Origin of the sequence: Pseudoalteromonas sp. P1-11 (assembly GCF_001399995.1) — a bacterium.
Taxonomy (GTDB): Bacteria; Pseudomonadota; Gammaproteobacteria; order Enterobacterales; family Alteromonadaceae; genus Pseudoalteromonas; species Pseudoalteromonas atlantica.
On the sequence record NZ_LJSP01000004.1, the window covers coordinates 297818 to 322296 of the forward strand.

The window sequence follows — 24479 nt, forward strand, 5'->3', positions numbered from 1 at the left end:
GTTAAAATACAAAAAAGCCAGCAATATGCTGGCTTTTTAGGCTTAAAACAAGATTAACCTTGTTAAATTATAAACGGTCGATTACTGATTGAGTGAAATCAGTTGTACCGTGGCTGCCGCCTAAGTCACGTGTTGTGCGATCGCCAGATTTAATTACATCAGCTACTGCGCTACGAATACGCTCAGCCGTGTCGCCCATATCTAAGTGCTCAAGCATTTGGATAGACGCTAAAATTACTGAAGTAGGGTTTGCTAGGTTTTTGCCAGCAATATCTGGTGCACTTCCGTGAACGGCTTCAAAAATAGCAGCATCTTCACCAATGTTTGCACCTGGTGCCATACCTAAACCGCCAACTAAGCCAGCACAAAGGTCAGATAAAATGTCGCCAAATAAGTTAGTTGTTACTACAACGTCAAACTCTTCTGGTGTCATTACTAGCTTCATACATGTTGCGTCAACAATCATTTCAGTTGATTCAATTTGCGGGTAACGCTCAGCAACTTCACGTGCAACTTTTAAAAATAAGCCAGAGGTAGATTTTAAGATATTTGCTTTGTGTACTGCGGTTACTTTTTTACGGCCTTCACGTACTGCTAACTCGTAGGCAAAAGTGATGATTTTCTCAGCGCCTTCGCGAGTAATTACAGATTTAGCTTCTGCTTCGTTACCGTCTTCGCTTACTACTTGGCCTAAACCTGAGTACATACCTTGGGTATTTTCACGAATAGTAATGATATCGATATCATCGTAACGTGCTTTAGTACCAACAAAAGATTTAACAGGGCGTACGTTTGCGTATAAACCAAACTGCTTACGTAATGTTACGTTAATAGACGTAAAACCTTCACCTACCGGCGTCGTTAGTGGACCTTTAAGAGTGATTTTGTTTTTAGCGATTGTATCAATTGTTTCTTGAGGAAGTAGCTCGCCAGTTTTTTCTAGTGCAGCTAGGCCTGCATCAACAAATTCATAATCAAAATCGCAACCTGCGGCTTTTAATATTTCAAGTGCTGAGTCGATAATGCTCGGACCGATGCCGTCGCCTTTGATCACTGTGATGGTTTGTTTGGCCATTGACTTTTCCTTTAAAAGAATAAAAAACGCACATAAATTATTACTAATAATAGTAACTGCTTGTTAGGTCATTTATGTGACGTATGTGGATATATTTTGAGGGCGCATTTATACCAACTTATCGCCCATTTTGCCAGTTTATACTATAAATACAGGGTATAACCTGTGCTTATAGTCAGCATAAGTGACTTAAATGCTGTTATATAGCGATAAGCCTTGCAGTTGCGCAAAAAAATCATCCTCAGATTTAAAGCCTTGTGCTTTTAGCTGCGCATTTAAAGTTTGTTTTTGCCAAGGCGTTAAAGGCAGAGCGGGTTTAAAAATAGTTTGCGCCACGACCTTTAAACTAATCCATAATTTATGCTGCTCGTTTAGCTCTTTTTTAGGTTGTTGTTCAGCATCGAGTAGGGGCTTGGTCCATGGATTATCACTCAGTAGTTGTGTTAATTCTGTATTTAAATGTTCATTATTAATCGTTTCCACCCCAAAAAAGGCTGCTAATGGGGCACTATAGGTTTGGTTAGGCACGCTACTTATGGTTACTTTTGCACAGAGCTGTGCACTGCAATGGGTTAATAAATAATGCACGTAACCATAGATGGGCAAGGCTATATGTTCAAATTGCTGTTTTGGGTTATTACTTACCATTAAAGCTAAAATACTAATAAAGCTATTAAGTTTATTCAGTACGATGTGTTTGTGCGGATGATGTGATGTATCCACTAATTGCTCAAATATAACCCGCTGAATAATCGCCGGTGCATTATCGTAGCCGACCATCGACAAGCTATGGCGTAAGTCTTTGGCGGCTTGGTGCTGATTGTTATAGGGCCTGACTGCTTGGCAGAGCTTTTGTGTTATTTCACTAAAAGGGGAAAGTAATTTATCTAAGCCTTTAAAACTATATTCATGCGCTACTTTTATATGACTCACTAACGCTATTAATTCGGCCTTAGAACTTATCTGCGCCGGGGCTTTACGTACCAGGTGCTCATTGTTCCAGGCTAAAAATAATACCCGTTTATCAGTACATAGCCATTGCATTGGTTGATCTTTAAGTGAGGTTTTAACCTTGTACCACGCCAGTTTTTTCTCATTATTGGCATTAATTAGTATATGCTTATTAGCCTCATCACTTGCTAGGTAAACCATTGCTTGGTCGCTGTAAACAATTTTACTGCCTGGCAGGTGTGGGCCTATATGCGCTATTAAATCCTTAATTAACCTTTGCGCAAATGGGTTAGCTGTTTTGACATACAACTCACCCAAAGCTTTGTAAAAATTTAATGGGTTCTTTTTCGATGTATAGGTGATGTTCATCGCGATAATATTACTTAATGCACACAAGGTTATGGCATTGTCATATAGCATTATGTCGCTAGTACTTAGTAACGCTTGCTTATACTTATTTAGTTTAGCCAACATACGCACGCTATTTTGAGTAGGGTGCTGTGCACTGAGCAACACTTTTGCTGCTAGCTGATGGCGAAAACGCCATATTTTTTTATCGCTCAGTGTAAGCATTTGCTGCTGCGCAATTTTATTATGCTGCGCTACAACGCAGCAATGCTCTACCAATGCAACACCAATATAAAGCTCGGTTAGTTCGTCATCAAATTGCTGGCTAGCGCACAGTGCGGTGCTAATAACACATTGGTTAATAACGAGGTTTGTAGCAAAGTCGTAGTGGCTGGTGTACAAGCTTAAACGCGCTTGTAAAGCGTGCGGGTGTTGCTGATACAAAACGCGATAGTGCTGGGCTGTTTGTACAACAAGCGGATAAAGATGTTGCCACTGCGTTTTGTCACTATAAATTGTTAGTATTTGATGTGTGTTATGCAGTAACCGCACTAACTGTTTTGAAATAGGCTCATCCATTGGCCATCACCTGATCTTTTCCTGATAAGTTGTATAGGCGCTGGGGCCCCATAAAAATAACTCACCATTTTTAAATAATAAGCCGGTGCATTCATCCATCGTGGTTATGCCATCTGAAGTTTGGTGCTGAGTACGGTAAAAAACAATCTGCCATACTTGGTCTTTATTACGTTTGGCATAGGTTAAATCGGGGCTTCCTAAATAATCGAGTACACTGTTTAAAGTAACCGCCTCATCAATTGACAGCTTTCTTATGTATCGCTCGTTAAAGGCCTCACGGTCTTGCCAAATCATTGCTTGCGGGTCATCTTTATAAAAGGTGATCACTAAAGTCGCAATGAGTGCATACAAGCCTAACCCTAATATTAAGTATCTTATAAACTTTTTAATCATTTTTAACTCACACTCGCAACAATAAAGTGAGTATATGTTGTACGCTTAAACAGTGCTATCAACATGCGACTAATGCAACCTTAACTGCTTTAAACTAAAACCTAGCTGTATATCTGTACGTAAAGTTACTAATTGTTTAGAAATAACATACATGTCTTTTTGCTCAACTAGCTTTTTTTGAATACTGCTTGATAGGGCATCATCTTCTATGGCGCTATCAATGCTTTCGTAGGTATTTACAATAAGCTGAGCCGATTTAGTCCCTATGCCTTTAACGCCGGGTACATCGTTAGTTTTATCACCCGCTAAGGCCCAAAAATCAATAAGTTTACTTTGCTCAATACCAAAACGTTGCTCAATGCTGTCGCAATCTAGGTAGGTCTTTTTAAAGTAATCGTACACACAAATATAGTCGTTCAAAAAAGGTAAAAAACCCTTATCGGTAGAAACAATGGTACTGTTTATCTTATTTTTTGCAGCTTTGTCGGCTAAGGTGGCTATGATATCGTCGGCTTCATCGTTGATCGGTTCAAATACAACGATGCCCGTTTGCTCTATAGCTTCTTTAAAGTAGTGCAGCGCATTTTTAAGCGTGTCGGGCATGGGGGCCCTAGAATGTTTATATTGCTTATAAAAGTGGTAGCGCCAGCTTTTGTCGCCATCAAAAACAGCTATAGCGTGAGTGGCATTTGTTGACTGTAAAAGCTTTTTGCAAGCATGTGCTACGCGCGCGCAACTGGCCTTTAGCATCTGCTCTTCACTATGGTGTGTTTGGTTAGCGTCAACTGCGTAAATGCGCCTAATTAAATTAAGCGCATCAATTAAAAGTAAATGGGGTTTCAAATAGTCAAACTCATGCTTTTATTTCATAACAAGGGATATACTTACTACCGGGTAACTTCATACGACCTTGGTCTACAAAGGCTTGTAATAGTTTATCCATATCTTTCATTAAATCAGGCTCACCACTTAACACATAAGGTCCATGTGCTTTTATAGCGCGTAGGCCTTCATCTTTGACATTGCCAGCAACAATCCCCGAAAACGCTCTACGTAGGTTAGCTGCTAATTGCTGCTTGGGCTGTTCTAGGTGCAAATCTAAACTTGCCATGTTTTCGTGCGTAGGTGCAAAAGGTTGCTGAAAATCGTTATCGATTTTAAGTGTCCAGTTAAAGTAGTAGGCATCGCCTTGGCTTTTACGATAATTACGTACATTTGCCATAGCTGATTTTAATTTTTGCCCTACTAGCGCTGGATCATCAATGATTACTTCAAACTTATCAAGGGCTTCTTTGCCTAATGTCAGCTCTACAAACTTACATAACTCGCTAAAGTACGCTTCGCTTTCTTTAGGGCCGGTTAAAATAACAGGCATACACTGTTTTTCGTTATCTGGGTGCAGCAAAATACCTAATAAATAAAGTAATTCTTCTGCAGTACCTGCACCACCTGGGAATATTATAATTGCATGCGCCGTTCTAATAAATGCTTCAAGGCGCTTTTCAATGTCGGGTAAAATCACCAGCTCATTTACAATAGGGTTTGGCGGCTCTGCGGCAATTATACTAGGCTCGGTCAAACCAAGATAACGGTTTTCGCTAATACGTTGTTTAGCATGGCCAATAGTGGCACCTTTCATCGGGCCTTTCATTGCCCCCGGGCCGCAGCCAGTGCATATATTTAAACCACGTAAGCCAAGCTCGTAACCTACTTGTTTTGTATATTTATATTCTATTTCGTTAATTGAATGCCCACCCCAACACACAATCATATTTGGTTCGCTGTTAACGCGCAGCGCCCCGGCGTTTCTAAGCATATCAAATACCATGTGGGTAATGGCTTTTTGTTCTTTAAGATCTTTTTCGTATTTTTGGCAAATAAATAAAATATCGCGGATCACCGAAAAAATATGCTCGTGAATACCGGTAATTATTTCGCCATCAACAAAGGCGGTTTCGGGAGGGTTTTCTAACTCAATTTTAATGCCGCGCTCGCGACTGACTAAACGAATATCAAAGTCTTGGTATTTGTCGTAAATTTCATTACTTGCGTCTGTGTGGCTGCCTACGTTAAGGACGGCTAAGGCACAGTTTCTAAAAAGTCGATAACGTTCACTGGCTGAAGATTGCTCTAATAAATCAACTTCCAATTGTGACAGTAAATCTAAAACCCCAGTCGGGTTTAACTGTATTAACATCGGCATTCTCCTTGCTGCTTAAAATGTAAAAACTGCATGTCATCTACTTTAGCACTCAAACTAATTGAGAATTATGACATTATTTACTCATACAAAGGCGATCCCGACCCGTTTTCTTTGCTTCATAGAGGGCGTCATCTGCTCTGTCGAATGCTTTGAGCGGTGTATCGCCTTTTTTAAATTGTGTAGCGCCTAACGAAATGGTGATTTCTATTTCTTTTTCTCTAAATTTAAAAGGAATATTTTTAATCACTTTTCTAAGTTTTTCAAGCGGCTGCGCTGCGTTCAACAACGAAAGCCCAGGCATTAGTAAAACAAACTCTTCTCCGCCGTAGCGGGCTATAAAATCAGACTGCCTTACTGATTTTTGCAGCGCCTTTGCAATAACTTGTAAGGTTATATCGCCTGCAGTATGACCAAATCTATCATTAATTGACTTAAAGTGATCCACATCAATAACCACTAGGGTAACATCCGAGGCTTGGACATTAAATAAGTGAAGCTCGTGATTGTAACGTTCATCAAAAGCCGCTCTGTTAGGAAGTTTTGTAAGGCTGTCGAGTAAACTTTTAAAGCGTTGCTCGTTTAGGCGTTTTTTATATTTGGTTAGTTTGCCTTCTAAGCTGCCGATTCGCTCGTTAATTTCATCAAAGCTGGCAATCAGCGTTTCGCGGTCTTTTCTTTCTAGCTGCTCTTTAGCAATAAAGTCTTGGCTGAGTGATTTTAGCTCGTTATCAACTAATTCTTTTAAAGAGGAAATAGACGTAGCAGATTGGGTTTGCTCGTTTAAATGCTTTATTTTTCCTTCAATACGTTTATTTAGTGTATCGAACTCTTCCCCCATTGATTTAGAGTGCTGGCTGGTAGATACAATTGATGAGTGCAACTCTTCTAATGTTTGGTTAAGCGAGACTAAAAAGCTTTGTGCCGATTGGCGCTCTTTACTGATATTTTTGACCACGACGCTTATTATATTTAAAGCAGCTTGCAGCAGGGCTTCTACATTATCGTTTTCGGTAATTGTATTTTTTATTTGTTTAATTTGTTCAGTCGATTCATCCTCTAACACCAGCTCATTAGCAAGCTCTAACAGCTTTTTAGCCATACGAGGAGAAGCATTGGTACTTGTTTCATCCGTGGTTGAAAGCTTGCTATGCAAAGCATGGTGATAAAAGTTAATAAGCTGATTTAATATCGGGATGTAGTCGTGCGTAGACTGTACATTATTAATTTCGTGGTCGAGTAAATGTCTTAAGGTGCGGCGGGTATCGTCTGGTAACCCTTTGGTTTTTTGTAAAAGCTTACCGGCTGTTTGTACGCTCGAAAACAGCTCTCGCTGATGGGCTGTTTGTAACGCCTCTTGGTTTTGAAGTAACAATAAAATGTCATCAATTAAAGGGGATAATATTTCAAACCCGACACCTTTATTTAGCGAACTTCTAAATTTGGCGAGTTTATTATCAAGCTCAATATCAAGCCCTTTACAGCTTAAAGACAGTTTTGCAGTTAGATTTGATAAAGTATCAACTTGGAGCTTACGCGCATTTTCAATGGCTATCCTTGCTTCAATTGCTTGCTTTAACTTTTTATCTACAGCGTTAGAGTTTTCAGACACCTAAGCATACCGCCATCGTATTAATTACATTACCTTCAGTTTACAACAAAATCATATTAAGTGTAGTTATCTAATTAAAAACTTAGCATTTTTACTTAGACCCTGCATGTAAACTGAGCTATTAGGTTGTTTGTCGTTTTTAATTCACTTTTAATTTATGCCTTGTTAGGCTTATTTCAAATAATAAGTAACCTTGAGCCATTATGAAAAAGCGTTTAGTCCTGTCAATGTTAGCGGCCTGTTGTGCAGCCCCTGCGTTAGCCGATGTAAATTATTCTTTAAGTATTACACAGCCACAACATCATTTAGGTAATGTAAGTGTAGAGTTTCCAAAGTCGGCGCAATCGCATATCGATGTTAAATTGCCTGCATGGCGTACTGGTCGCTACGAAATATTAAACTTAGCCAATGGGGTACGTTACTTTGCGGCCACAGACGACAATGGCAATGCATTAAAATGGGAAAAAATTAATCACAGCATATGGCGAGTGCATTTAGCTGAGCCAACACACGTGAATATTGATTACCAAGTATATGCAAACGAGTTAGGTAAACGTGCACGCCACATAGACGATAGCCATGCGTTTATTGATGCATCTGGCTTTTTTATGTTTAGTGAATCGTTTCGCCAAGAACCAGTTACCGTAGATTTAAAGGTGCCAAAAGCGTGGCGCTCTGTATCAGGTATGGAAAATGCGAGTAATAAACACAGTTTTAAAGCCGCAGACTACGATGTACTGGTAGACTCACCAATAGAGACAGGAATTAACAAACTTCATAAATTTGAAGTAGATGGCCGCCAATACGAGTTAGTTATATGGGGCGAAGGCAACTACGATGAGCAACTAATGCTTACTGATTTAAAAAAATTAGTGACCACAGGTAATGTTATTTGGAATAGCTACCCGTATGAGCGTTATGTATTTATGGTGCATGCTACATCGGGTGCTGGCGGGGCAACTGAGCATTTAAACTCAACCATTATACAGCGCCCACGGAATCGTTTTGGTAGCCGCGAAGACTACTTAGGCTTTATAAGTACCGCCGCGCATGAATTTATTCATACTTGGAATGTAAAAGCTTACCGCCCTAAAGGGCTGGCGCCTTATGATTACACCAACATGAACTACTCAAATTTATTATGGATTTCGGAAGGTTCTACTAGCTACTTTGAAGATCATCTATTAGTGCGATCAGGCATAGAAACCACCGATGAGTTTTTTAAAGTGATGAGTAAAACAATTAATCGCCACTTACAAACACCAGGTCGAGAAGTACAAAGTGCCAGCGAAACAAGCTTTGATAAATGGATAAACCAAGGCGGCGACCACGCGCGTAATTACAGCACCAATATATATTTAGAAGGCTCATTGCTTTCTATGTTGTTAGATATACATTTATTAGAAACAACCCAGGCAAAAGTTAATTACCGCCAAGTACACAATGCTTTATACAACAAGCACACGTTACCACAAGGGTTTACTGAGCAAGATGTACTGGCAATATTAAAAGACCTAACAGGTGAAGACTACACAACGTGGTGGCACGATAACGTGAGCACCCCAGCTAATATAGATTTTGATGCTTTATTAGGTAAAGTTGGCTTAAAGCTTACTCGCCCTGAGAGCGCTAAGCCATTAGCAAGCATTGATGCAACTGCAAAAAATAGCGGTGAGTTATTAACGCTCACCCACGTTCGCAGAGGCGGAGCAGCATGGCAGGCGGGCCTCACAACAGACGATAAAATTGTGGCGGTTAACAAGCAGCATGTTGGAAAAGATTTAAAATCGAGCTTAGAAGTATTTAAAGCGGGAGAAAAAGTCACTATCGATTTTATTCGTCGCGATGCGCTCCAATCGACAACCCTCGTTTTATCGCAAGATTATGATAAACCTAAAAAGGTGGTTGCTGATAAAAATGCAACTTTATCTCAACGGGCCTTATTTAAAGCATGGATGGGGGTAGAGCACCCCATTAATGTGCAAGCTGATTAACATAATAGCGTTTTATTAAAGGAGCTTTGGCTCCTTTTTTATATCTTATGCAAAGGTATATCACTTAAAAACCAACCTAAAAGTGCTAATTTTAAGAGTACGTCCTATTATTGTGTTAATAACGACTCTAGGTTGCGTATAAATGAAGTCATTAAAAACCACTCAAATCCTCTCACATCAATTTGTGCTTAACGATCCGCTGCATCAGTTATTTGATGCGATACACAGTATTTCTGTGCAAGGATACGATGAGCAGCGCCGCGTTATTTATTGGAATAAAGGCAGTGAGCTGCTTTATGGCTATACAAAAGAGTACGCAACCGGAAAAAAACTAGAAGATTTAATTATTCCGCCCCCAATGCAAGATGCGGTTATAGATGCTCATCGTGAGTGGCTCATAAACGATATCGAAATACCCGCGGCTGAGCTTACATTACAGCATCAAAATGGCAGCAATGTTACTGTGTTTTCAAGCCATGTTATGTTTACAAATCAGCATGGGGTAAAACAGATGTACTGCATAGACATAGACTTGAGCGATGTAAAACAAGCACAAGCGCAAGCTATGGATAAACAGCAGATGCTCGAAAAAGTATTTGAAGCCATTCCTGATTTGTACTTTTTACTCAAACCGGATGGCACCATAGTTGATTACCATGCAAATGATTTGAGCAACTTACATTTACAGCCTGAGCAATTTTTAAATAAATCGATGTTTAGCGTATTGCCCTATACTGTAGCCAAAATGTTTAAAGACAATATTCAAGAGCTGTTAATTCACAAAGGTAATGTATGTTTTGAATACGAACTTTTAGTACCCAAAGGCGTGTTGTATTTCGAAGCGCGAGTGAGTTATTTACATCATTCAGACCAAGTAATGGTGATAATTCGCGACATAACAGAGCAGCATGAGTCAAACAAACTTATACGTAAACAAGCCTATTACGATAGCTTAACGCTACTCCCTAATCGTTTTAATTCTTTAAAACGACTTACTCAGCTAATTAACACTGCGAGCGAAAAAAACACTTTAGCCGCTGTTATTTTTATCGACTTAGATGACTTTAAAAAAGTAAACGACACACTCGGGCATGAAATTGGCGATTCATTACTTATCAGCGCCGCTAATAAATTGAGCCAAATAGTTAATGAAAACGCGACCGTAGGCAGGTTGGGGGGCGATGAATTCATTATTTTACAACCAGAGCTACACAGTAAAAAACAGCTAGATGCGATTGTTACACGCTTACTTAAAAGCTTTAGAACTCCCTTTGAAATAGATGGCCGCGAATTGTTATTAACGTTAAGTATTGGCGTGGCTTTGTACCCTGATAATGGGGTAACAGCCTCTGATTTATTACGCCATGCAGACACAGCAATGTACCAAGCAAAAGCGCTTGGCAGAAACACCTACGCCTGCTTTACCAGCGAAATGAATACCGCCATAAAGAGGCGGTTAGCAATAGAAGAGCAGATGCATGTTGCTCTTGAAAAAAATGAATTTGAATTGTATTTCCAACCTAAATGCGATGCTAAAACACTTAAAATAATTGGGGCTGAGGCGCTATTACGCTGGAACAATAGTGTGCTTGGTAAGGTTATGCCCGATGAGTTTATTCCATTAGCAGAGCAAACAGGTTTAATTATTCCTATTGGAAAGTTTGTTATTGAGCAGGCATTAGCATTTTTAACGCAGTGGCAGGCAAGCTCTCAACAAAACTACAGCATGGCAATTAATTTATCACCAAGCCAATTTAGAGATTCAGAGCTGCTAAGTTTTATAGCAAGCACGTTAGAAAAAACCGGAGTAAGTTCTAAAAATGTCGAGCTTGAAATAACCGAAGGCGTGTTAATGAGCGTACAAACCAATATAACAGAGTCATTGCATGCACTTAATAAGCTCGGTATTAAACTATCCATGGATGACTTTGGCACAGGCTACTCATCGCTTCGCTATTTAAGGCAATATCCGTTTGAGGTATTAAAAATAGATCGCAGCTTTATTTGTGGTATTACCGAAAACCAAGAAGACTACAGCTTAGTTAAAGCCACAATTGCAATGTCGCATAGCTTAGGCTTAAGTGTGGTAGCTGAAGGCGTAGAAACATCAGCACAACAAAAATTACTAGCCGAGCTAAATTGCGATTTGATTCAAGGTTACTACTTTAGTAAACCGCTGCCTGCGTTGCAGTTACTTGATTTTAAAGCGTTATAAGTACATTTATTATAAGTGTTAACCTTAAAAGCCAGTGAGCTTTAAATAGCGTAAATTGAGCCGCCCACCGCATTTAGTATTTAAACCCTTTAGCCAAATAACGCTACACATTAATATTAAAGGCTTTACTGCTACTGCTTTGGTATTTAGATAAAACAAAACCTACGTAGTGAAATAAAACACCCACTAGATTGAGTAAAACTCATCCCGCAAACTTTAATACCCCTGACACTCATAATTCATTAATTTAATTCATGTGCATTTTATAAGCTAATAATGCTAGGTTTAATCATCACAATATTGAAGGAAATAATTATGAAATTAGAGTCATTAGCACTGCACCATGGTTACGAGTCTGAAGAAACCACAAAATCAGCAGCAGTGCCTATTTATAATACCTCATCTTACACGTTTGATAACACGCAACACGGCGCTGATTTATTCGACTTAAAAGTACCAGGCAATATTTATACTCGTATTATGAACCCAACCAATGCGGTGCTTGAACAGCGTATTGCTGCAATGGAAGGGGGCATTGGTGCGCTAGCGGTAGCCTCGGGCATGGCAGCTATTACCTATGCTATTCAATGCTTGTGTGAAGTAGGCACTAATATTGTGAGCACCAGCCAAGTATATGGCGGTACATATAACTTATTTGCCCATACGTTACCGCGCCAAGGTATTGAAGCACGCATGATTAAAGCTGATGATTTTAGCGCCTTTGAAGACGCAATTGATGATAATACCCGCGCAGTATTTTGTGAGTCCATTGGTAACCCGGCAGGTAATATTGTCGATATTGAGCGTTTAGCTAACATTGCTCATAGTAAAGGGGTGCCACTTATTGTTGATAATACTGTAGCTACACCGTATTTATGCCGCCCATTTGAGTTAGGTGCCGATATAGTGGTTCATTCACTGACAAAGTATATAAACGGACACGGTACAGCTATTGGCGGTATGATTGTTGATTCAGGTAAATTTGATTGGAAAGCCAATGCCACACGCTTTGCAATGATGAATGAGCCCGATCCGTCTTATCACAATGTGGTCTATACCGATGCCTTTGCAGAAGCAGCCTTTATTGGTCGTTGTAGAGTAGTGCCACTTAGAAATACCGGTGCAGCACTTGCGCCCAAAAACGCATCTGACATTTTAATTGGCCTAGAAACCTTAGGTTTACGAATGGATCGTCACTGCGAAAACGCGCAGCAACTGGCTGAATACTTAGAAAATCACCCTAAAGTACTTTGGGTTAACTACGCTGGTTTAACATCAAGCCCATATAATGCAATGAGCCAAAAAATCACCAGTGGTAAAGCCTCAGGCATTTTAAGCTTTGGTATCGCGGGCGGCCTTGAAGCAGGCACGCGCTTTATTGATGCGCTTAATATGATCTTGCGTTTAGTTAATATTGGCGATGCTAAATCGCTGGCTTGTCACCCAGCGTCAACCACGCACCGCCAATTAAATGATGAAGAGCTTGCAAACGCAGGTGTGAGCCGTGATTTAATTCGCCTATCAGTCGGTATTGAAAACATTGCCGATATTATTGCCGATGTAAGCCAAGCGCTCGATAAAGCATAGTTATAAAATTAAGAACCTTGCGTAAGTAAAGAAGGTGCTTTTGTAGCGCCTTTTTTATTAGGTTTAATTTGCTTGGTTTGTTTTATAAATGCATTTGTATAAAGTTTATTTAAAACGCCGCTGTGTAATTGTTGAAACTTACGTTTAAAAAAAGCTTTTTTAACCTTGGTTTTAGTAGCGCAGCTTGCAATATCGCTCTGTATGTCTGTATTTTGCGAAACAGGGTATGGCATAAGCGAAAAACCATTTACGTGGGTTTCCCAAATATGCTGTAAGTCGCAATCTACAGGGCGGCCAAATTGAGCTGTGGCTTTAAGTAATTGCTTAGCCCCTTCATAGCTTATTGCCGTAGCACAACAGCCAGTCATTAGCTTTTTATGTATGACTAATTGCTGGTGGTTATTTAGGTTTTGCTGATAGGCAATAGGGCGAGTTCGGTTTTCATAAGCGGCGAGTTTAATAAGCTGCCAGGGCTGCTGTAGCTGCTCAATATTTTTTATCGCATTATGAATGCTGTCATCAATATAAAAGTCATCCTCGAGCACAATCGCGTAATCTAGTTTTTCATCAACTATTTTTTGCCATGCTTTACGGTGGCTTAAATAGCAGCCAATTTGGCCATTACTTAGCGGATAGTGATACTGCTGTTTATTCAATTGCGGGCTGTAATGTAGGAACTTTTGTTGTGTACTCAATTGTGAGCCATCTACGGCGTCAATCCGTTCAAATGGCAAGTTAACACGTGCCAGTTGCGTTTGAGTATTTGCGAGTCGCTGCGCGGAGCGCGCTAAGTTTATTACAAATAATGCTGCCATGATGTTCACCCCCTACCGTTTTTAGCAATACTAAAGGGGGGCTGTTACACGCAAGTGGCAAATTTATGGCTTTTTTAAGTCAGCTCGCGGCTGCGCTAAAATGGCGTTTTTTTCTTCTTGGCTGAGGATGATCCAATCAAATATTTCTTCATTAGTTCGCCCGCAGCCAGTGCAATAACCGCTGCGGCGCTCACATATGCCTAAACAGTCTGTTTTTAACTTAGTGTTTGAGTGTGTGGGTTTTTGCATTTAATTTCCTAGCGGTGGAGCAATTTCAAAACGGGTAATATAGCGCATTCTGCTTTGAGAGGTAAATAAGGTGATAACTGGGTGAGCTTCATCCAAAACAAAGTTACTACTCATTGAGGTTGCTGACTCTTTCGTATTTTCGTACCAGCCTTGTGACGCTACGCATTGACGTATTTTATCCACTGTTTGTATATGTAGATTTGTGGCATCGGCTTGTTTGTTTTCACTCGTGCATTGATAACTAAACTGCTTATTATGTTGAGTAATGGTGCAGGTATTACCTATAAAATGAGTATTAGCATGCCACTGGTTTATAAAATCATTTCCCACTTTATTTGCTTTTACTGCATTAAAGCCGTTAGTGTGCGCACTAAGTAATGTGTTTAGTGGGCTACATGCGTTTTGCGTTTTTACTATTTTAGGCGCAGGGGCTTTTTGGCTTACACAGCCTGTTAGTACCAATAAGGATAAGGCTGTGATAATTGATTTATTCATAAGCAACGCTAAAAGAATTAGATAAGCTGCACCATACGCAACCTATGTAAAAAAATAAATACCATAACGTAAAAAGGCCCATAAAATATGGGCCTGTAAATGCGCTAAAATAAAGCAGCTGTATTATTTATGACGACCTTGTAGGCATTTTACAACGTCTTCAAGAGCTAAGCCTTGGCGTTGTAGCAATACAGTAAGATGATAAATTAAATCAGCCGATTCATTAGTAAGCTCATCGTTATCGTGTTTCATTGCAGCAAGCGCTACTTCTACGCCTTCTTCACCTACTTTTTGACAGCTACGGCTTAAGTCTTTAGCAAACAATGAAGCTGTGTAGCTTTTTGTTGGGTCGTCGTTTTTACGCTCAACAATCACATCTTCTAATTGCGCTAAAAAGCTTAGGCTAGGTTTTGCATCATCACCAAAGCAGCTTTGTGTGCCTAAGTGACATGTTGGGCCTTCTGGATTAGCCAGTACTAAAATTGAGTCGTAGTCACAATCGGTATGAACAGATACTACGTTTAAGTAGTTTTCTGATGACTCACCTTTGGTCCATAAACGTGACTTTGAACGCGAGTAAAAGGTTACTTTATTACTTTCAAGCGTTACCTTTAGTGCTTCGCTGTTCATAAAGCCTTGCATTAAAATAACACCAGAGCGAGCATCTTGAACAATCGCAGGGATCATTTCGCTTTTAGCAAAATCTACTTGAGTTTGGTTTTGTTGTGTTACTTGCATAGTCTTGCTGCCACTTGGTTATCGGTTAAAAATTGTTTTAATTCGCTAATGTTAATCACATTTTTGTGAAAAACGCTTGCTGCCAATGCGCCATCGACTTCGCTTTGTTTAAACACATCAACAAAATCTTGCATACTGCCTGCACCGCCTGATGCGATTAAAGGAATATTACATAATGCGCGCATTTTACTCAGCTGCTCATTGTCGTACCCATTACGTACGCCATCTTGGTTCATACAGTTTAAAACAATTTCGCCTGCGCCTAAGTCTTGTACGCGTTTAACCCATTCTTCGGTTTTGTAACGTGTTCGGCTTGATGCATTAGGATCGCCGGTTAATTGATACACTAAGTATTCACCGGTCACTTCATCGTAAAAGCTATCAATACCTACAACAACACATTGCTTACCAAATTCATCGTGTAGCTCTTTTATAAGCTCAGGGCGGGCAATAGCGGGGCTGTTAATACTTATTTTGTCAGCGCCACGCTCTAGTACACGTGCTGCATCGGCTACCGATTTAATACCGCCAGCCACACAAAATGGAATATCGATGTGGCGGGCAATGCTCTCTACCCAATTTACATCAAGTAGGCGTTTTTCAACGCTTGCGCTTATTTCATAAAAAACCAGTTCATCGGCGCCGGCATCGCTGTAGGCTTTTGCCATTGTTAAAATATCGCCAACTATTTCGTGGCCTTTGAATTTAACGCCTTTTACTACTTGGCCGTCTTTTACATCTAAACACGGGATTATGCGTTTTGATAACATGCCAACGCCTCCTCAACACTAAATGCGCCATCAAGTAGTGACTTACCTAAAATAACGCCACCTACGCCCAGCTCTTTAAGCTTTTTAATGTCATCAAGTGAGCTTACGCCACCCGAAGCTTGCACTTTAATGCTGCTGTTATGGCGACTTAAATCTTCGTAAAGCTCAAACGATGGGCCAGTCATGGTGCCATCTTTACTGATGTCCGTACATAAAAAGTCAATAACGCCCAAGCTTACATAAAAATCTACAAGCTCAAGTAAACCAAACTCAGATTCGCTCAACCAACCGTGCGTAGCAGGAGCCCAGCCCGTGGCTGTTTTATTTACATCAAGGGCAATAACAAAGTGCTCGGCGCCAAATTGTTCAATCCAGGCTTTTACTTGCTCGCGTTTTTCTACCGCCATAGAACCAATAACAACTTGGTTAGCACCGGCTTTTAGCCAATCGCTTACATCTTGCTCTGAGCGAATACCGCCGCCCACTTGATACGGTACGTTAAGCGCTTTAGTTGCGGCTTGAATATGTTGCCACTGTTTTTTACTTGGATCGCGTGCGCCTTCTAAATCTACAAGGTGCAATTTACCTGCGCCGCTGTCGGCGTATTCTTTTAACCGTGCGCCAAGCTCAAAAGGGTAAAACTGAGCGGTGTCGTACTTACCTTGGTATAAACGAACAATTTGATTTTGTAATACGTCTAATGCTGGAATAATCACAAATAATCTCTTTATTGTTGGTTAATGGGCCGTTTATAACTGCCAATCAACAAAATTTTGTAATAAACGTGTGCCTACTTTTGCACTGCGCTCTGGGTGAAATTGCATGCCAGCGTAGTTGTCTTTTGCAACAATGGCTGAAAAGGTTTGGCCGTATTCGCCGCTTACAAGTGTTGCATCGTTTACGGTGTGCGCAAAGCTATGTACAAAGTACACTTGCTCGTCTTGTGTTAAGCCTTTGGTGAGTGCATGTTCTTTATTTACGCTTAAGTTATTCCAACCCATATGCGGCGATGTTAAATTGCCAACATCAAGGGCTTTTACTTGGCCTGGTATTTTACCTAAGCATTGTACGTTACCTTCTTCGGTGCTTTCGCACAGTAACTGCATACCTAAGCAAATACCCATAAGTGGGCGCTGGTATTCGTTTATAGCTTGTTGCCAGCCGTTATCTACTAAACGCTTCATGGCAACAGATGCATGTCCAACGCCTGGTAATATAGCACGCTCAAAGCCGGCTAATTGCTCTGGCGAGGTAATGACTGTTGGCGTTTGACCTAAGCGTTCAAAGGCAAAACGAACTGAATTTATATTGGCACACCCGGTATTAATTATGGCAATCATAAACATCCCTTAGAGCTGGCTGTTTGTTGGGTCGTGTCTTGTGCTACTGCCATACGAAGGGCACGTGAAAACGCTTTAAATAAGCCTTCTACTTGGTGATGACAGTTACCGTCGCTCACCGATAAAATAAGGCTAATAGCGGCATTATCGCTTAAGCTTTTGAAAAAGTGCTCAACCATTTGTACGTCTAAATCGCCGGCTTTTTCACGGCTAAAGTTAGCGTTTAATACAAATGAAGCGCGGCCCGATAAGTCAATTTGTGCCTCTGCTTTACACTCATCCATTGGCAGTGCAAAACCATAGCGCGCTATTTGCGATTTAGTGCCAAGCGCTTGTTTAAGCGCGACACCTAGGGCAATACCTATGTCTTCAACAAGGTGGTGCTCATCTATGTGTAAATCGCCTTTCGCTTTAATGTTTAAACCAATGTTGGCGTGGGTGCGAATTTGATCAAGCATATGATCAAAAAAGCCAAGGCCTGTTTCAATGCTACCGTTTTTAGTTTGATCTAGGTTTATGGCTACATCAATTTGGGTTTCTTTGGTGTTACGCGTAACACGGCCTTCACGGTTGGCAGTTGTAAGCTTTGTAACAATGGCAGGCCAGCTGCCATCATACAAAATGCCTTCACAACATAAGTTTTGAGCAAGGCCAATATCGGTTTGGCGATCGCCAATTACATATGAACGTGCTAAATCAACTTTGCCTGAGCGCATAAGTTCAGTTAATAAACCTGTTTTAGGTTTACGGCAATCACAGTTTTGCTCGTCAAAGTGTGGACAAATCAATACTTCGTCAAAGCTAATGCCTTGGCTTTGCAGTATGTCCATCATTTTATCTTGTGCTATATCAAAGTCAGCAGTCGGGAAGCTGTCTGTGCCTAAGCCATCTTGGTTAGATACCATTACTAAGCGGTACCCTGCGGCTTGTAATTGTAATAAAGCCGGGATAACACCAGGTAAAAACGCTAATTTTTCTAGGCTGTCTACCTGTTTGTCGGTGATTGGCTCTTCAATTATGGTGCCGTCACGGTCAATAAATAAATAGGGGTTACTCATGATACTTCTTGTCCTGATAAAAGAGGTGAGGTTGCTGGCTTATCAAGGCCATCTAACCAAATTTTTACTTGCTCAAGTTCTTGCTCATTACCAATGGAGATACGTAGCCAATCGTCTTCACCGTATAGGGTAAACGCGCGCATCACTAAACCTTGTTCAAGTGCTACTTTAAAGTAGTTTTTGTCGGCTAATTTTAAGGTAACAAAGTTACCTTCACCAGTGAGAATTTTTAATGCAGCTGGGGATGCGTTTAACCACTGTACAAGCTTAGCTTTTAAACTATTTAAAATAGTCACTTGTCGGCGCATTGATGTTATTGCATCAGGCGCTATGGCTTGTGCTGCAATACTTGCTACCACACCCGATACCGGATACGGCGCAATCACTTTACGAATAGGTGCAAGTACACTTTCTTGTGCAAGTGTAAAACCGGTTCTTAGCCCTGCAAGCGCAAACGCTTTAGATAAAGTGCGCAGTACCACTACATTACTATATTCGTTAATCAGCGCTGTAGCACTTTGCTCAGGGCAAAACTCAATGTAGGCTTCATCAACAATAACTAAAGCTTTACCGGCAAGCGCTGTTGCAATTGCTTTTACTTTTTCAAGGGGGGTTATGCTACCGGTTGGGTTATTTGGATTACAAATAAACACCAATTTTGAGCTGCCCACTGCCTCAACTATTTCATCAACACTGCCATCAAGTAATAACGCTTGGGTTAAGCCATTGATTGCAACGTTGTGCGTATCAGCGGTTACTTTGTACATACCGTAGGTTGGCAAAAATAACGCGATACTGTCTTTTGCAGGTTCGCAGTAGGTACGTACTAAAAGCTCAATGCCTTCATCGGCGCCGCGCGTCATTAATACGTTTTCGCTTTCAAGCTCTGCATACGCAGCATAGCGGTCAATAACCAGTTGCGGTTGTGGATCTGGGTAGCGATTTAAATCTTCAATACTCAGTTCAATATTTTTAGCGTACGGGCTTTCATTGGCATTTAACCACGTTGACCCTGTTAGCTTTTCACTTTTAGCAGAGCTATAGGCAGCAAGTGCTGCAATATTTTGTGGTAATAAGCTAGTCGCTTGTGCGCTCTCATTGCTCATTTTTAATTGCCTCTAAACGAATTGAAACCGCATTTGCGTGTGCATCAAGGCCTTCTGCATCTGCTAGTGGCAAAATAGCTTTTGACAGCTGTGTTAGGCCACTTTTACTTATAGTTTGTACTGTGTAAGTGCGGAAAAAATCAAGCAAGTTTAAGCTTGAATAGGTTGCGCTGTAACCGTAGGTAGGTAACACGTGGTTAGTACCCGATGCGTAATCGCCCGCTGATTCTGGCGTGTAGTCGCCAACAAATACCGAGCCTGCATTTTTTACTTTATCTAAGTAAGGTGTTGAATCTGCTAATTGCAAAATTAAGTGCTCAGGGCCATATTGCGCTGATACGTCAAATGCTTGCTCAACAGAGTCGACTAAAATAAGTGATGAATTAGCCAGAGCTTGCTCGGCTGTATCTTTGCGGCTTAACTTAGCAAGCTGGCGTGTAAGTGCCTGCTGTGTTTGCTCAATGATACTTTCGCTGTTACACAATAAAATAACTTGCGAGTCTGCGCCGTGCTCAGCTTGCGAGAGTAAATCTGCCGCTATAAATTCTGGGTTTGCACGCTCATCTGCAATCACTAATACTTCAGAGGGGCCTGCTGGCATATCGATTGCCATTCCAGGAATTGTTTGCGCAACAAGCTGCTTTGCCATCGTTACAAAGCTATTACCTGGGCCAAAAATTTTGTTCACTTTAGGCACTGATTCGGTGCCGTAAGCCATTGCGGCTATAGCACCTGCGCCACCACTTTCAATTAAAGTTGTAATGCCACATAACTTAGCCGCATATAATATCGCAGGGTTAATGCTTTCATCACCTTGTACAGGGGTGGCAAGTACGACGGTTTTAGCACCACTTAATTGTGCAAGTACACCTTGCATAATAACCGATGATGGCAGTGGAGCACTGCCACCTGGTACATAAATACCCACAGCTTCGATGGCCTGATATTTCAGTTCACATTCAACGCCAGGTTGGGTTGATAACTTAATATCTTTAGGCAATTGCGCTTCGTGAAAACGTTTAACGTTTGCATAAGCGGTGTCAATTGCGTATTTAAGCTCTGCGCTTAGTGCTTGCTCTGATGCGTTTATTTCATCAAGCGGTACACGTAAACGAGGGTTAGCTCTATTATCAAACTTTTTAGCCATATCAAGTAAGGCTTTATCACCTTGCTCTTTCACATCGCTCATAATTGTTTGGCATATAGCTTCAACCTTTGCGCTGGCAGAAACCGCAGGGCGCATTAGCGCCGCTGCTTGTACTTGTGAAGATTCCTCATTCCAACGAAGCATGGTACTTACTCCATCATTTTTTCAATTGGCATTACTAAAATAGAGTTAGCGCCTAGGGCTTTAAGCTGCTCCATTGTTTCCCAAAATAATGTTTCGCTGCTTACCATGTGAAGTGCTACGTACTCTTCGTTACCAGCAAGTGCAAGTAGAGTAGGTTGGCCAGAGCCTGGTAAAATTTCGCAAATTTCATCAAGTTTAGTTTTTGGCGCGTGTAGCATAATGTATTTGCTTTCTTTAGCTTGTTTAACACCACGAAGGCGCGGCATAAGCTTATTGATTAGCGCTAGTTTATCTTCATCTTGCAGGTCTTTATTTTGAATTAAACACGCGTTTGATTCTAAAATTGTATCACCTTGAATCAAGCCGTTCGCTTCAAGCGTTGCACCGGTAGAAACTAAATCACAAATTGCATCTGAAAGACCGGCACGAGGTGCAACTTCTACTGAACCTGTAAGCATTACAGTGCTTGCATTAATGCCTTCGCGCTTTAACCACTGCGTTAAAATTTCTGGGTAGGTTGTTGCAATACGTTTGCCTTCAAACCAGCTTTTATCACGTGGGCCAAGCTCTTGTGGCCATGCAAGTGCAAGGCGGCAGTAACCAAAGTCTAGTTTTGCTAGTTTGCTAACTTCGCTTGGTACACCTTGGCGTTCACGTTCGGCTTGTACTTCTACTAGTACGTTTTCGCCAACAATACCTAAATCACAAACACCGTCCATTACTAAGCCCGGAATATCGTCATCGCGCACACGAAGTACGTCAATTGGCATATTGGTTGAATGTGCAATTAAGCGTTGCTCACGTAGGTTTAATTTAACACCTAGCTGCTTTAGTAAATCTTGACAATCTTTAGACAGGCGACCGCCTTTTTGGATGGCGATACGTAGACGATTTGTGTTACTCATTATTCATTTTCCTTTAATTTAAAAACTAAAAACCCCGAGGGGAACCTCAGGGCGAAAATGAATCAATGTGTTTTGAATCGCCAGAGGTTCCTTTTAGGAATAACCTCTCAGCGAAAGACCTGACAGGTTATTCCGGTGAATGGTGGTGATGATGTACTGTTGTCAGGTTTAAGCGCATGTTTGTATCCTATTTTGCTTACCGCTATTTAGTGAGCGTTAAGCTTTAATCTGTTTCAATAAATTTCGCACTCATAAAAACATAAACCGCCTAGCTAAGGCAAGTTTTTTTTTACCAAATTAAAGCATATCTTATAACTGCCGATAATATTGAGAGCTAATCAGTATTTTTAGTTGTTTTAATGTTTAAATTGTAGGCAAATTGGGCTTTGTTGGTCAATTTATCTAATTTTTAATAAACAGGTTAAGGAGGGGAGTATGGATATAATGATCCCTTTTTTAGGGAAAATTTCGCGGTTAGAGCTTGAGCCAAAAAGTACATTTCATATTGCAGGTGTGCAAAATATGCCGCAAGCGCAAAAAATTAAGCTTGAAAATGAAAAAAAGCAGACGCTCAACAAAAAAAGATTAGCGCAGGCGCAGGGCAAAAAAAGTGCAAGTGCAGCTAATGAAAAAGCGATTACCGTAGATGACGAAGGGAATAAACATTTAGATACATGGGCATGATCTAAACCCTTAATAGTAAAAAGCCACGTACAACTTTTTACTATTAAGGATGTGTTTGCTAGTGTTTTTTAGCTTTAATAATGTAAAAGCTAAATATAACAGCTACGGCAAGTTGCGCTATAAAGCCTTGCCACGTAGATTTTAAACCCAGTAGTGCAATATCAAAGTTTATCGGCATTACACTAATCGCGACTAAATCAGCCTCTTGTAATGCAATGACAGCTTTACCCATTAATACAAAGGCAAGTGCAAATAATAAATAAGTTGTATACGCAAAAAACTTAGCAATAGGTAACTTAATCGAATATTTAACTAACACCCATGCAATAAGCGCTAATAAAACCACACCCAATGCAAAGCCCATCGCAACCGATGAATACTGTGCTTGCGAGCTTTGTGTTAATAACGACTGATAAAATAATACCGTCTCGAACACTTCACGATATACCGCTATAAACGAGAGGCCCGCGAGCCCCCACAGTGTGCCAGACTCTAAACGCGTATTAATATTTTGCTGAATATATGCCTGCCACTGCTGAGCACTGGTTTTACTGTGCATCCATACCCCAACATATAGCAAAATAATAGCTGCAAATAGGGCGCCTATCCCTTCCATTACTTCGCGGCTTGCACCACTTATTTGTATTAATGTTTGCGCTGCTGCCCATGTTAAGCCACCTGCTATGAGGGCCATTACCCAGCCAATATGAACGTATTTAAGCGCATCTTGGCGTTTGGTTTTTATAAGCACCGTCATTAGCGCAATAACAACTAATAGTGCCTCTAGGCCTTCGCGCAGCAAAATAAGTAAACTGGCTGATAGCAAGGCGCCATCACTAAGTGTGGTGTCATTAAGTAGGTTGTTTGCTTCTGCTAATTGTGCAAGTACAGCATTAACTTGCGCACTGACAAGCTCGGTGTTTTTTTCATTTTTGAATGTGTTACGTAAGTTCATCAATTGTACTTCAATGCTTTTACGCAAGCTTTCATCGTATGCATTTAAATTATTTTCTATCAGCTCAAAACCATCTAAATAGGCACTGATAGCCAGTTCGCTGGCTTTTGCATACTCACCATTAGCATGTGCATTTTGCGCTGCAATAAGTTGCGAGCGTGCAACGCTAAGTGGCTCCGCTTTGTTTTTAAATAAGTGTTCAGGATTACCGCGCAGCCACTTAATAAATTGAACTTGGGCAGGGGATTGATTTTGTGAAAGCTGCGCAGGGTTAAGATTAATGATGTCTGAAGTGCTGATCGTCTGGTTATTGTGTTGCGGCTTAGTTATATCTTGAAAAGCTAAACTGCCTACATAAAAGGCGAGTGACCAACGTTGTTGCTCATTAAATTGGCTAAAAGCAACCATTGGCGTATCGTCTATGCCATTGGATACAGCTTCATATAATCCCATAATTGTGCGATTTGTGGCTCGCTCTTTATCCGTAAAGTTGGTGGGCTGTGGTGTTAAACCTTTAGCAAGTGGGCCATCACCTTGTCCATTTATGCCATGGCACATAGAGCAATTTTCTGCAAAAAGTGCTTTTGTTTGTTTTAGGGGTAATAAAGATGTAGGCAAAGAAAGCTGTGGCATAAATTCAAGCAAAGACTCCCTAAGCTTTGAGCTGGCAGCACGAACACTTTGTACGCTTTGTTTATTTATAATGGCGTTATGTAAGGCGCCAGCTTGTATTTTTATATGACTGTATTGATTATTAGCACTGCTTAACTGTGTGGCTAGCGTGCTTATTAAATTTGCAAACTCAGACATTTCTTGAAATTCGTCTTTACTGACTACCTCGCCTTTTTGCACCGCGCCAACGTAATCAACCCCTACGTACTCTGCAAGTTGTGATATTTGTTTAGTCTTAGCTTGCTCAGCAGGCGTTGAGGCAAAAGCAGAAAAACATAAAAAAGTGAGTAAGAACAAAGGAAAGAGAAAAACGTGGCGACGTGTAATGCCATAAAATAACGAAAAAACACTGGTATACTTACTGGACATAATTAGCCCCATAAAAAACATTTAAAATTAAAACTATTTTTATTACGCTTAAAATAAATAAAACCGTGCTAAAAATAA

The 24479-nt window shown here is 40.6% G+C and carries 22 protein-coding genes; 4 read left to right on the top strand and 18 right to left on the bottom strand.

All coding sequences use genetic code 11. From position 1 onward, the window contains the following. Positions 1 to 67: 67 nt before the first annotated feature. The 6 genes from AN390_RS09530 to AN390_RS09555 all read right to left on the bottom strand — a co-directional run bounded on the left by AN390_RS09530 (position 68) and on the right by AN390_RS09555 (position 7158). Positions 68 to 1075, bottom strand: coding sequence for an isocitrate dehydrogenase (locus AN390_RS09530; RefSeq protein WP_004586400.1), 1008 nt, complete (start codon positions 1073 to 1075; stop codon positions 68 to 70). 189 nt (positions 1076 to 1264) lie between these two features. Next, a complete protein-coding gene (locus AN390_RS09535) occupies positions 1265 to 2953 on the bottom strand; it encodes a hypothetical protein (RefSeq protein ID WP_055254129.1) in 1689 nt (562 codons plus the stop codon). Positions 2954 to 2959: 6 nt separating this feature from the next. Beyond that, the gene (locus tag AN390_RS09540) at positions 2960 to 3346 is read right to left on the bottom strand and encodes a DUF3192 domain-containing protein (protein ID WP_004586398.1); all 387 of its coding nucleotides are present in this window, start codon (positions 3344 to 3346) and stop codon (positions 2960 to 2962) included. A gap of 69 nt (positions 3347 to 3415) precedes the next feature. Continuing rightward, positions 3416 to 4189, bottom strand: coding sequence for a flap endonuclease Xni (xni, locus tag AN390_RS09545; RefSeq protein ID WP_055254131.1), 774 nt, complete (start codon positions 4187 to 4189; stop codon positions 3416 to 3418). Between the two features lie 10 nt (positions 4190 to 4199). Further along, positions 4200 to 5543: a nucleotide 5'-monophosphate nucleosidase PpnN gene (gene ppnN / locus AN390_RS09550; RefSeq protein WP_055254133.1), complete on the bottom strand. Its 1344-nt coding sequence runs from the start codon at positions 5541 to 5543 to the stop codon at positions 4200 to 4202. A 79-nt stretch (positions 5544 to 5622) separates the two neighbouring features. Next, on the bottom strand, positions 5623 to 7158 hold the full coding sequence (locus tag AN390_RS09555; protein WP_055254135.1) for a GGDEF domain-containing protein: 1536 nt from the start codon (positions 7156 to 7158) through the stop codon (positions 5623 to 5625). 203 nt (positions 7159 to 7361) lie between these two features. Here AN390_RS09555 and AN390_RS09560 point away from each other — a divergent pair, with 203 nt between their 5' ends. From AN390_RS09560 to AN390_RS09570, 3 genes are all read left to right on the top strand, one after another. After that, positions 7362 to 9152: a M61 family metallopeptidase gene (locus AN390_RS09560; RefSeq protein WP_055254137.1), complete on the top strand. Its 1791-nt coding sequence runs from the start codon at positions 7362 to 7364 to the stop codon at positions 9150 to 9152. A gap of 142 nt (positions 9153 to 9294) precedes the next feature. Further along, the gene (locus tag AN390_RS09565) at positions 9295 to 11367 is read left to right on the top strand and encodes a bifunctional diguanylate cyclase/phosphodiesterase (protein WP_055254139.1); all 2073 of its coding nucleotides are present in this window, start codon (positions 9295 to 9297) and stop codon (positions 11365 to 11367) included. A gap of 315 nt (positions 11368 to 11682) precedes the next feature. After that, entirely contained in the window at positions 11683 to 12954 is a 1272-nt protein-coding gene (locus AN390_RS09570; RefSeq protein ID WP_024031738.1) for an O-acetylhomoserine aminocarboxypropyltransferase/cysteine synthase family protein, read from the top strand. Positions 12955 to 12962: 8 nt separating this feature from the next. On the opposite strand, the gene AN390_RS09575 is transcribed toward AN390_RS09570, so the two are convergent. The 11 genes from AN390_RS09575 to hisG all read right to left on the bottom strand — a co-directional run bounded on the left by AN390_RS09575 (position 12963) and on the right by hisG (position 21721). Further along, positions 12963 to 13769 (bottom strand): glycosyltransferase family 25 protein, encoded by an 807-nt coding sequence (locus tag AN390_RS09575; RefSeq protein WP_055254141.1) that lies wholly within the window; start codon positions 13767 to 13769, stop codon positions 12963 to 12965. A 63-nt stretch (positions 13770 to 13832) separates the two neighbouring features. Further along, the gene (locus AN390_RS09580; protein WP_024031736.1) at positions 13833 to 14018 is read right to left on the bottom strand and encodes a DUF1289 domain-containing protein; all 186 of its coding nucleotides are present in this window, start codon (positions 14016 to 14018) and stop codon (positions 13833 to 13835) included. Continuing rightward, entirely contained in the window at positions 14019 to 14513 is a 495-nt protein-coding gene (locus AN390_RS09585) for a lipoprotein (RefSeq protein ID WP_055254143.1), read from the bottom strand. Positions 14514 to 14636: 123 nt separating this feature from the next. Further along, positions 14637 to 15251, bottom strand: a complete 615-nt coding sequence (gene hisIE, locus AN390_RS09590; RefSeq protein ID WP_029772961.1) for a bifunctional phosphoribosyl-AMP cyclohydrolase/phosphoribosyl-ATP diphosphatase HisIE — start codon at positions 15249 to 15251, stop codon at positions 14637 to 14639. Next, positions 15242 to 16021 (bottom strand): imidazole glycerol phosphate synthase subunit HisF, encoded by a 780-nt coding sequence (gene hisF / locus AN390_RS09595; protein WP_055254144.1) that lies wholly within the window; start codon positions 16019 to 16021, stop codon positions 15242 to 15244. The genes hisIE and hisF overlap by 10 nt, the downstream gene beginning before the upstream one ends. Then, complete coding sequence (locus AN390_RS09600; RefSeq protein ID WP_055254146.1) at positions 16003 to 16737, bottom strand: 1-(5-phosphoribosyl)-5-[(5-phosphoribosylamino)methylideneamino] imidazole-4-carboxamide isomerase; 735 nt, start codon at positions 16735 to 16737, stop codon at positions 16003 to 16005. Before AN390_RS09600 ends, hisF begins: the two co-directional genes overlap by 19 nt. Before the next feature lie 33 nt (positions 16738 to 16770). Next, the gene (hisH, locus tag AN390_RS09605) at positions 16771 to 17361 is read right to left on the bottom strand and encodes an imidazole glycerol phosphate synthase subunit HisH (protein ID WP_004586382.1); all 591 of its coding nucleotides are present in this window, start codon (positions 17359 to 17361) and stop codon (positions 16771 to 16773) included. Beyond that, on the bottom strand, positions 17358 to 18419 hold the full coding sequence (gene hisB / locus AN390_RS09610) for a bifunctional histidinol-phosphatase/imidazoleglycerol-phosphate dehydratase HisB (protein WP_024031732.1): 1062 nt from the start codon (positions 18417 to 18419) through the stop codon (positions 17358 to 17360). The genes hisH and hisB overlap by 4 nt, the downstream gene beginning before the upstream one ends. Further along, a complete protein-coding gene (hisC, locus tag AN390_RS09615; RefSeq protein ID WP_055254149.1) occupies positions 18416 to 19525 on the bottom strand; it encodes a histidinol-phosphate transaminase in 1110 nt (369 codons plus the stop codon). Before hisC ends, hisB begins: the two co-directional genes overlap by 4 nt. Beyond that, positions 19515 to 20816, bottom strand: a complete 1302-nt coding sequence (hisD, locus tag AN390_RS09620) for a histidinol dehydrogenase (RefSeq protein ID WP_055019036.1) — start codon at positions 20814 to 20816, stop codon at positions 19515 to 19517. The genes hisC and hisD overlap by 11 nt, the downstream gene beginning before the upstream one ends. A gap of 5 nt (positions 20817 to 20821) precedes the next feature. Beyond that, positions 20822 to 21721, bottom strand: a complete 900-nt coding sequence (hisG, locus tag AN390_RS09625; protein WP_004586378.1) for an ATP phosphoribosyltransferase — start codon at positions 21719 to 21721, stop codon at positions 20822 to 20824. 435 nt (positions 21722 to 22156) lie between these two features. Between hisG and AN390_RS09630 the strand changes: the two genes are divergently transcribed. Next, entirely contained in the window at positions 22157 to 22405 is a 249-nt protein-coding gene (locus AN390_RS09630; RefSeq protein ID WP_004586377.1) for a hypothetical protein, read from the top strand. A 58-nt stretch (positions 22406 to 22463) separates the two neighbouring features. On the opposite strand, the gene AN390_RS09635 is transcribed toward AN390_RS09630, so the two are convergent. After that, positions 22464 to 24401 carry a cytochrome c/FTR1 family iron permease gene (locus AN390_RS09635; protein WP_055254403.1) on the bottom strand — a complete coding sequence of 646 codons (1938 nt, stop codon included), beginning with the start codon at positions 24399 to 24401 and terminating at the stop codon, positions 22464 to 22466. Between the last annotated feature and the right edge of the window lie 78 nt (positions 24402 to 24479).

Bases quoted from the DNA above. Each gene is read 5' to 3' on its own strand.
- AN390_RS09630 (WP_004586377.1), top strand. From the start codon at position 22,157: ATGGATATAATGATCCCTTTTTTAGGGAAAATTTCGCGGTTAGAGCTT.
- AN390_RS09575 (WP_055254141.1), bottom strand. From the start codon at position 13,769: ATGGCAGCATTATTTGTAATAAACTTAGCGCGCTCCGCGCAGCGACTC.
- hisF (WP_055254144.1), bottom strand. From the start codon at position 16,021: ATGTTATCAAAACGCATAATCCCGTGTTTAGATGTAAAAGACGGCCAA.
- AN390_RS09635 (WP_055254403.1), bottom strand. From the start codon at position 24,401: ATGTCCAGTAAGTATACCAGTGTTTTTTCGTTATTTTATGGCATTACA.
- AN390_RS09540 (WP_004586398.1), bottom strand. From the start codon at position 3,346: ATGATTAAAAAGTTTATAAGATACTTAATATTAGGGTTAGGCTTGTAT.
- AN390_RS09560 (WP_055254137.1), top strand. From the start codon at position 7,362: ATGAAAAAGCGTTTAGTCCTGTCAATGTTAGCGGCCTGTTGTGCAGCC.
- hisG (WP_004586378.1), bottom strand. From the start codon at position 21,721: ATGAGTAACACAAATCGTCTACGTATCGCCATCCAAAAAGGCGGTCGC.
- ppnN (WP_055254133.1), bottom strand. From the start codon at position 5,543: ATGTTAATACAGTTAAACCCGACTGGGGTTTTAGATTTACTGTCACAA.
- AN390_RS09530 (WP_004586400.1), bottom strand. From the start codon at position 1,075: ATGGCCAAACAAACCATCACAGTGATCAAAGGCGACGGCATCGGTCCG.
- AN390_RS09580 (WP_024031736.1), bottom strand. From the start codon at position 14,018: ATGCAAAAACCCACACACTCAAACACTAAGTTAAAAACAGACTGTTTA.
- hisIE (WP_029772961.1), bottom strand. From the start codon at position 15,251: ATGCAAGTAACACAACAAAACCAAACTCAAGTAGATTTTGCTAAAAGC.
- AN390_RS09535 (WP_055254129.1), bottom strand. From the start codon at position 2,953: ATGGATGAGCCTATTTCAAAACAGTTAGTGCGGTTACTGCATAACACA.
- AN390_RS09570 (WP_024031738.1), top strand. From the start codon at position 11,683: ATGAAATTAGAGTCATTAGCACTGCACCATGGTTACGAGTCTGAAGAA.
- hisH (WP_004586382.1), bottom strand. From the start codon at position 17,361: ATGATTGCCATAATTAATACCGGGTGTGCCAATATAAATTCAGTTCGT.
- AN390_RS09565 (WP_055254139.1), top strand. From the start codon at position 9,295: ATGAAGTCATTAAAAACCACTCAAATCCTCTCACATCAATTTGTGCTT.
- hisB (WP_024031732.1), bottom strand. From the start codon at position 18,419: ATGAGTAACCCCTATTTATTTATTGACCGTGACGGCACCATAATTGAA.
- AN390_RS09585 (WP_055254143.1), bottom strand. From the start codon at position 14,513: ATGAATAAATCAATTATCACAGCCTTATCCTTATTGGTACTAACAGGC.
- hisC (WP_055254149.1), bottom strand. From the start codon at position 19,525: ATGAGCAATGAGAGCGCACAAGCGACTAGCTTATTACCACAAAATATT.
- hisD (WP_055019036.1), bottom strand. From the start codon at position 20,816: ATGCTTCGTTGGAATGAGGAATCTTCACAAGTACAAGCAGCGGCGCTA.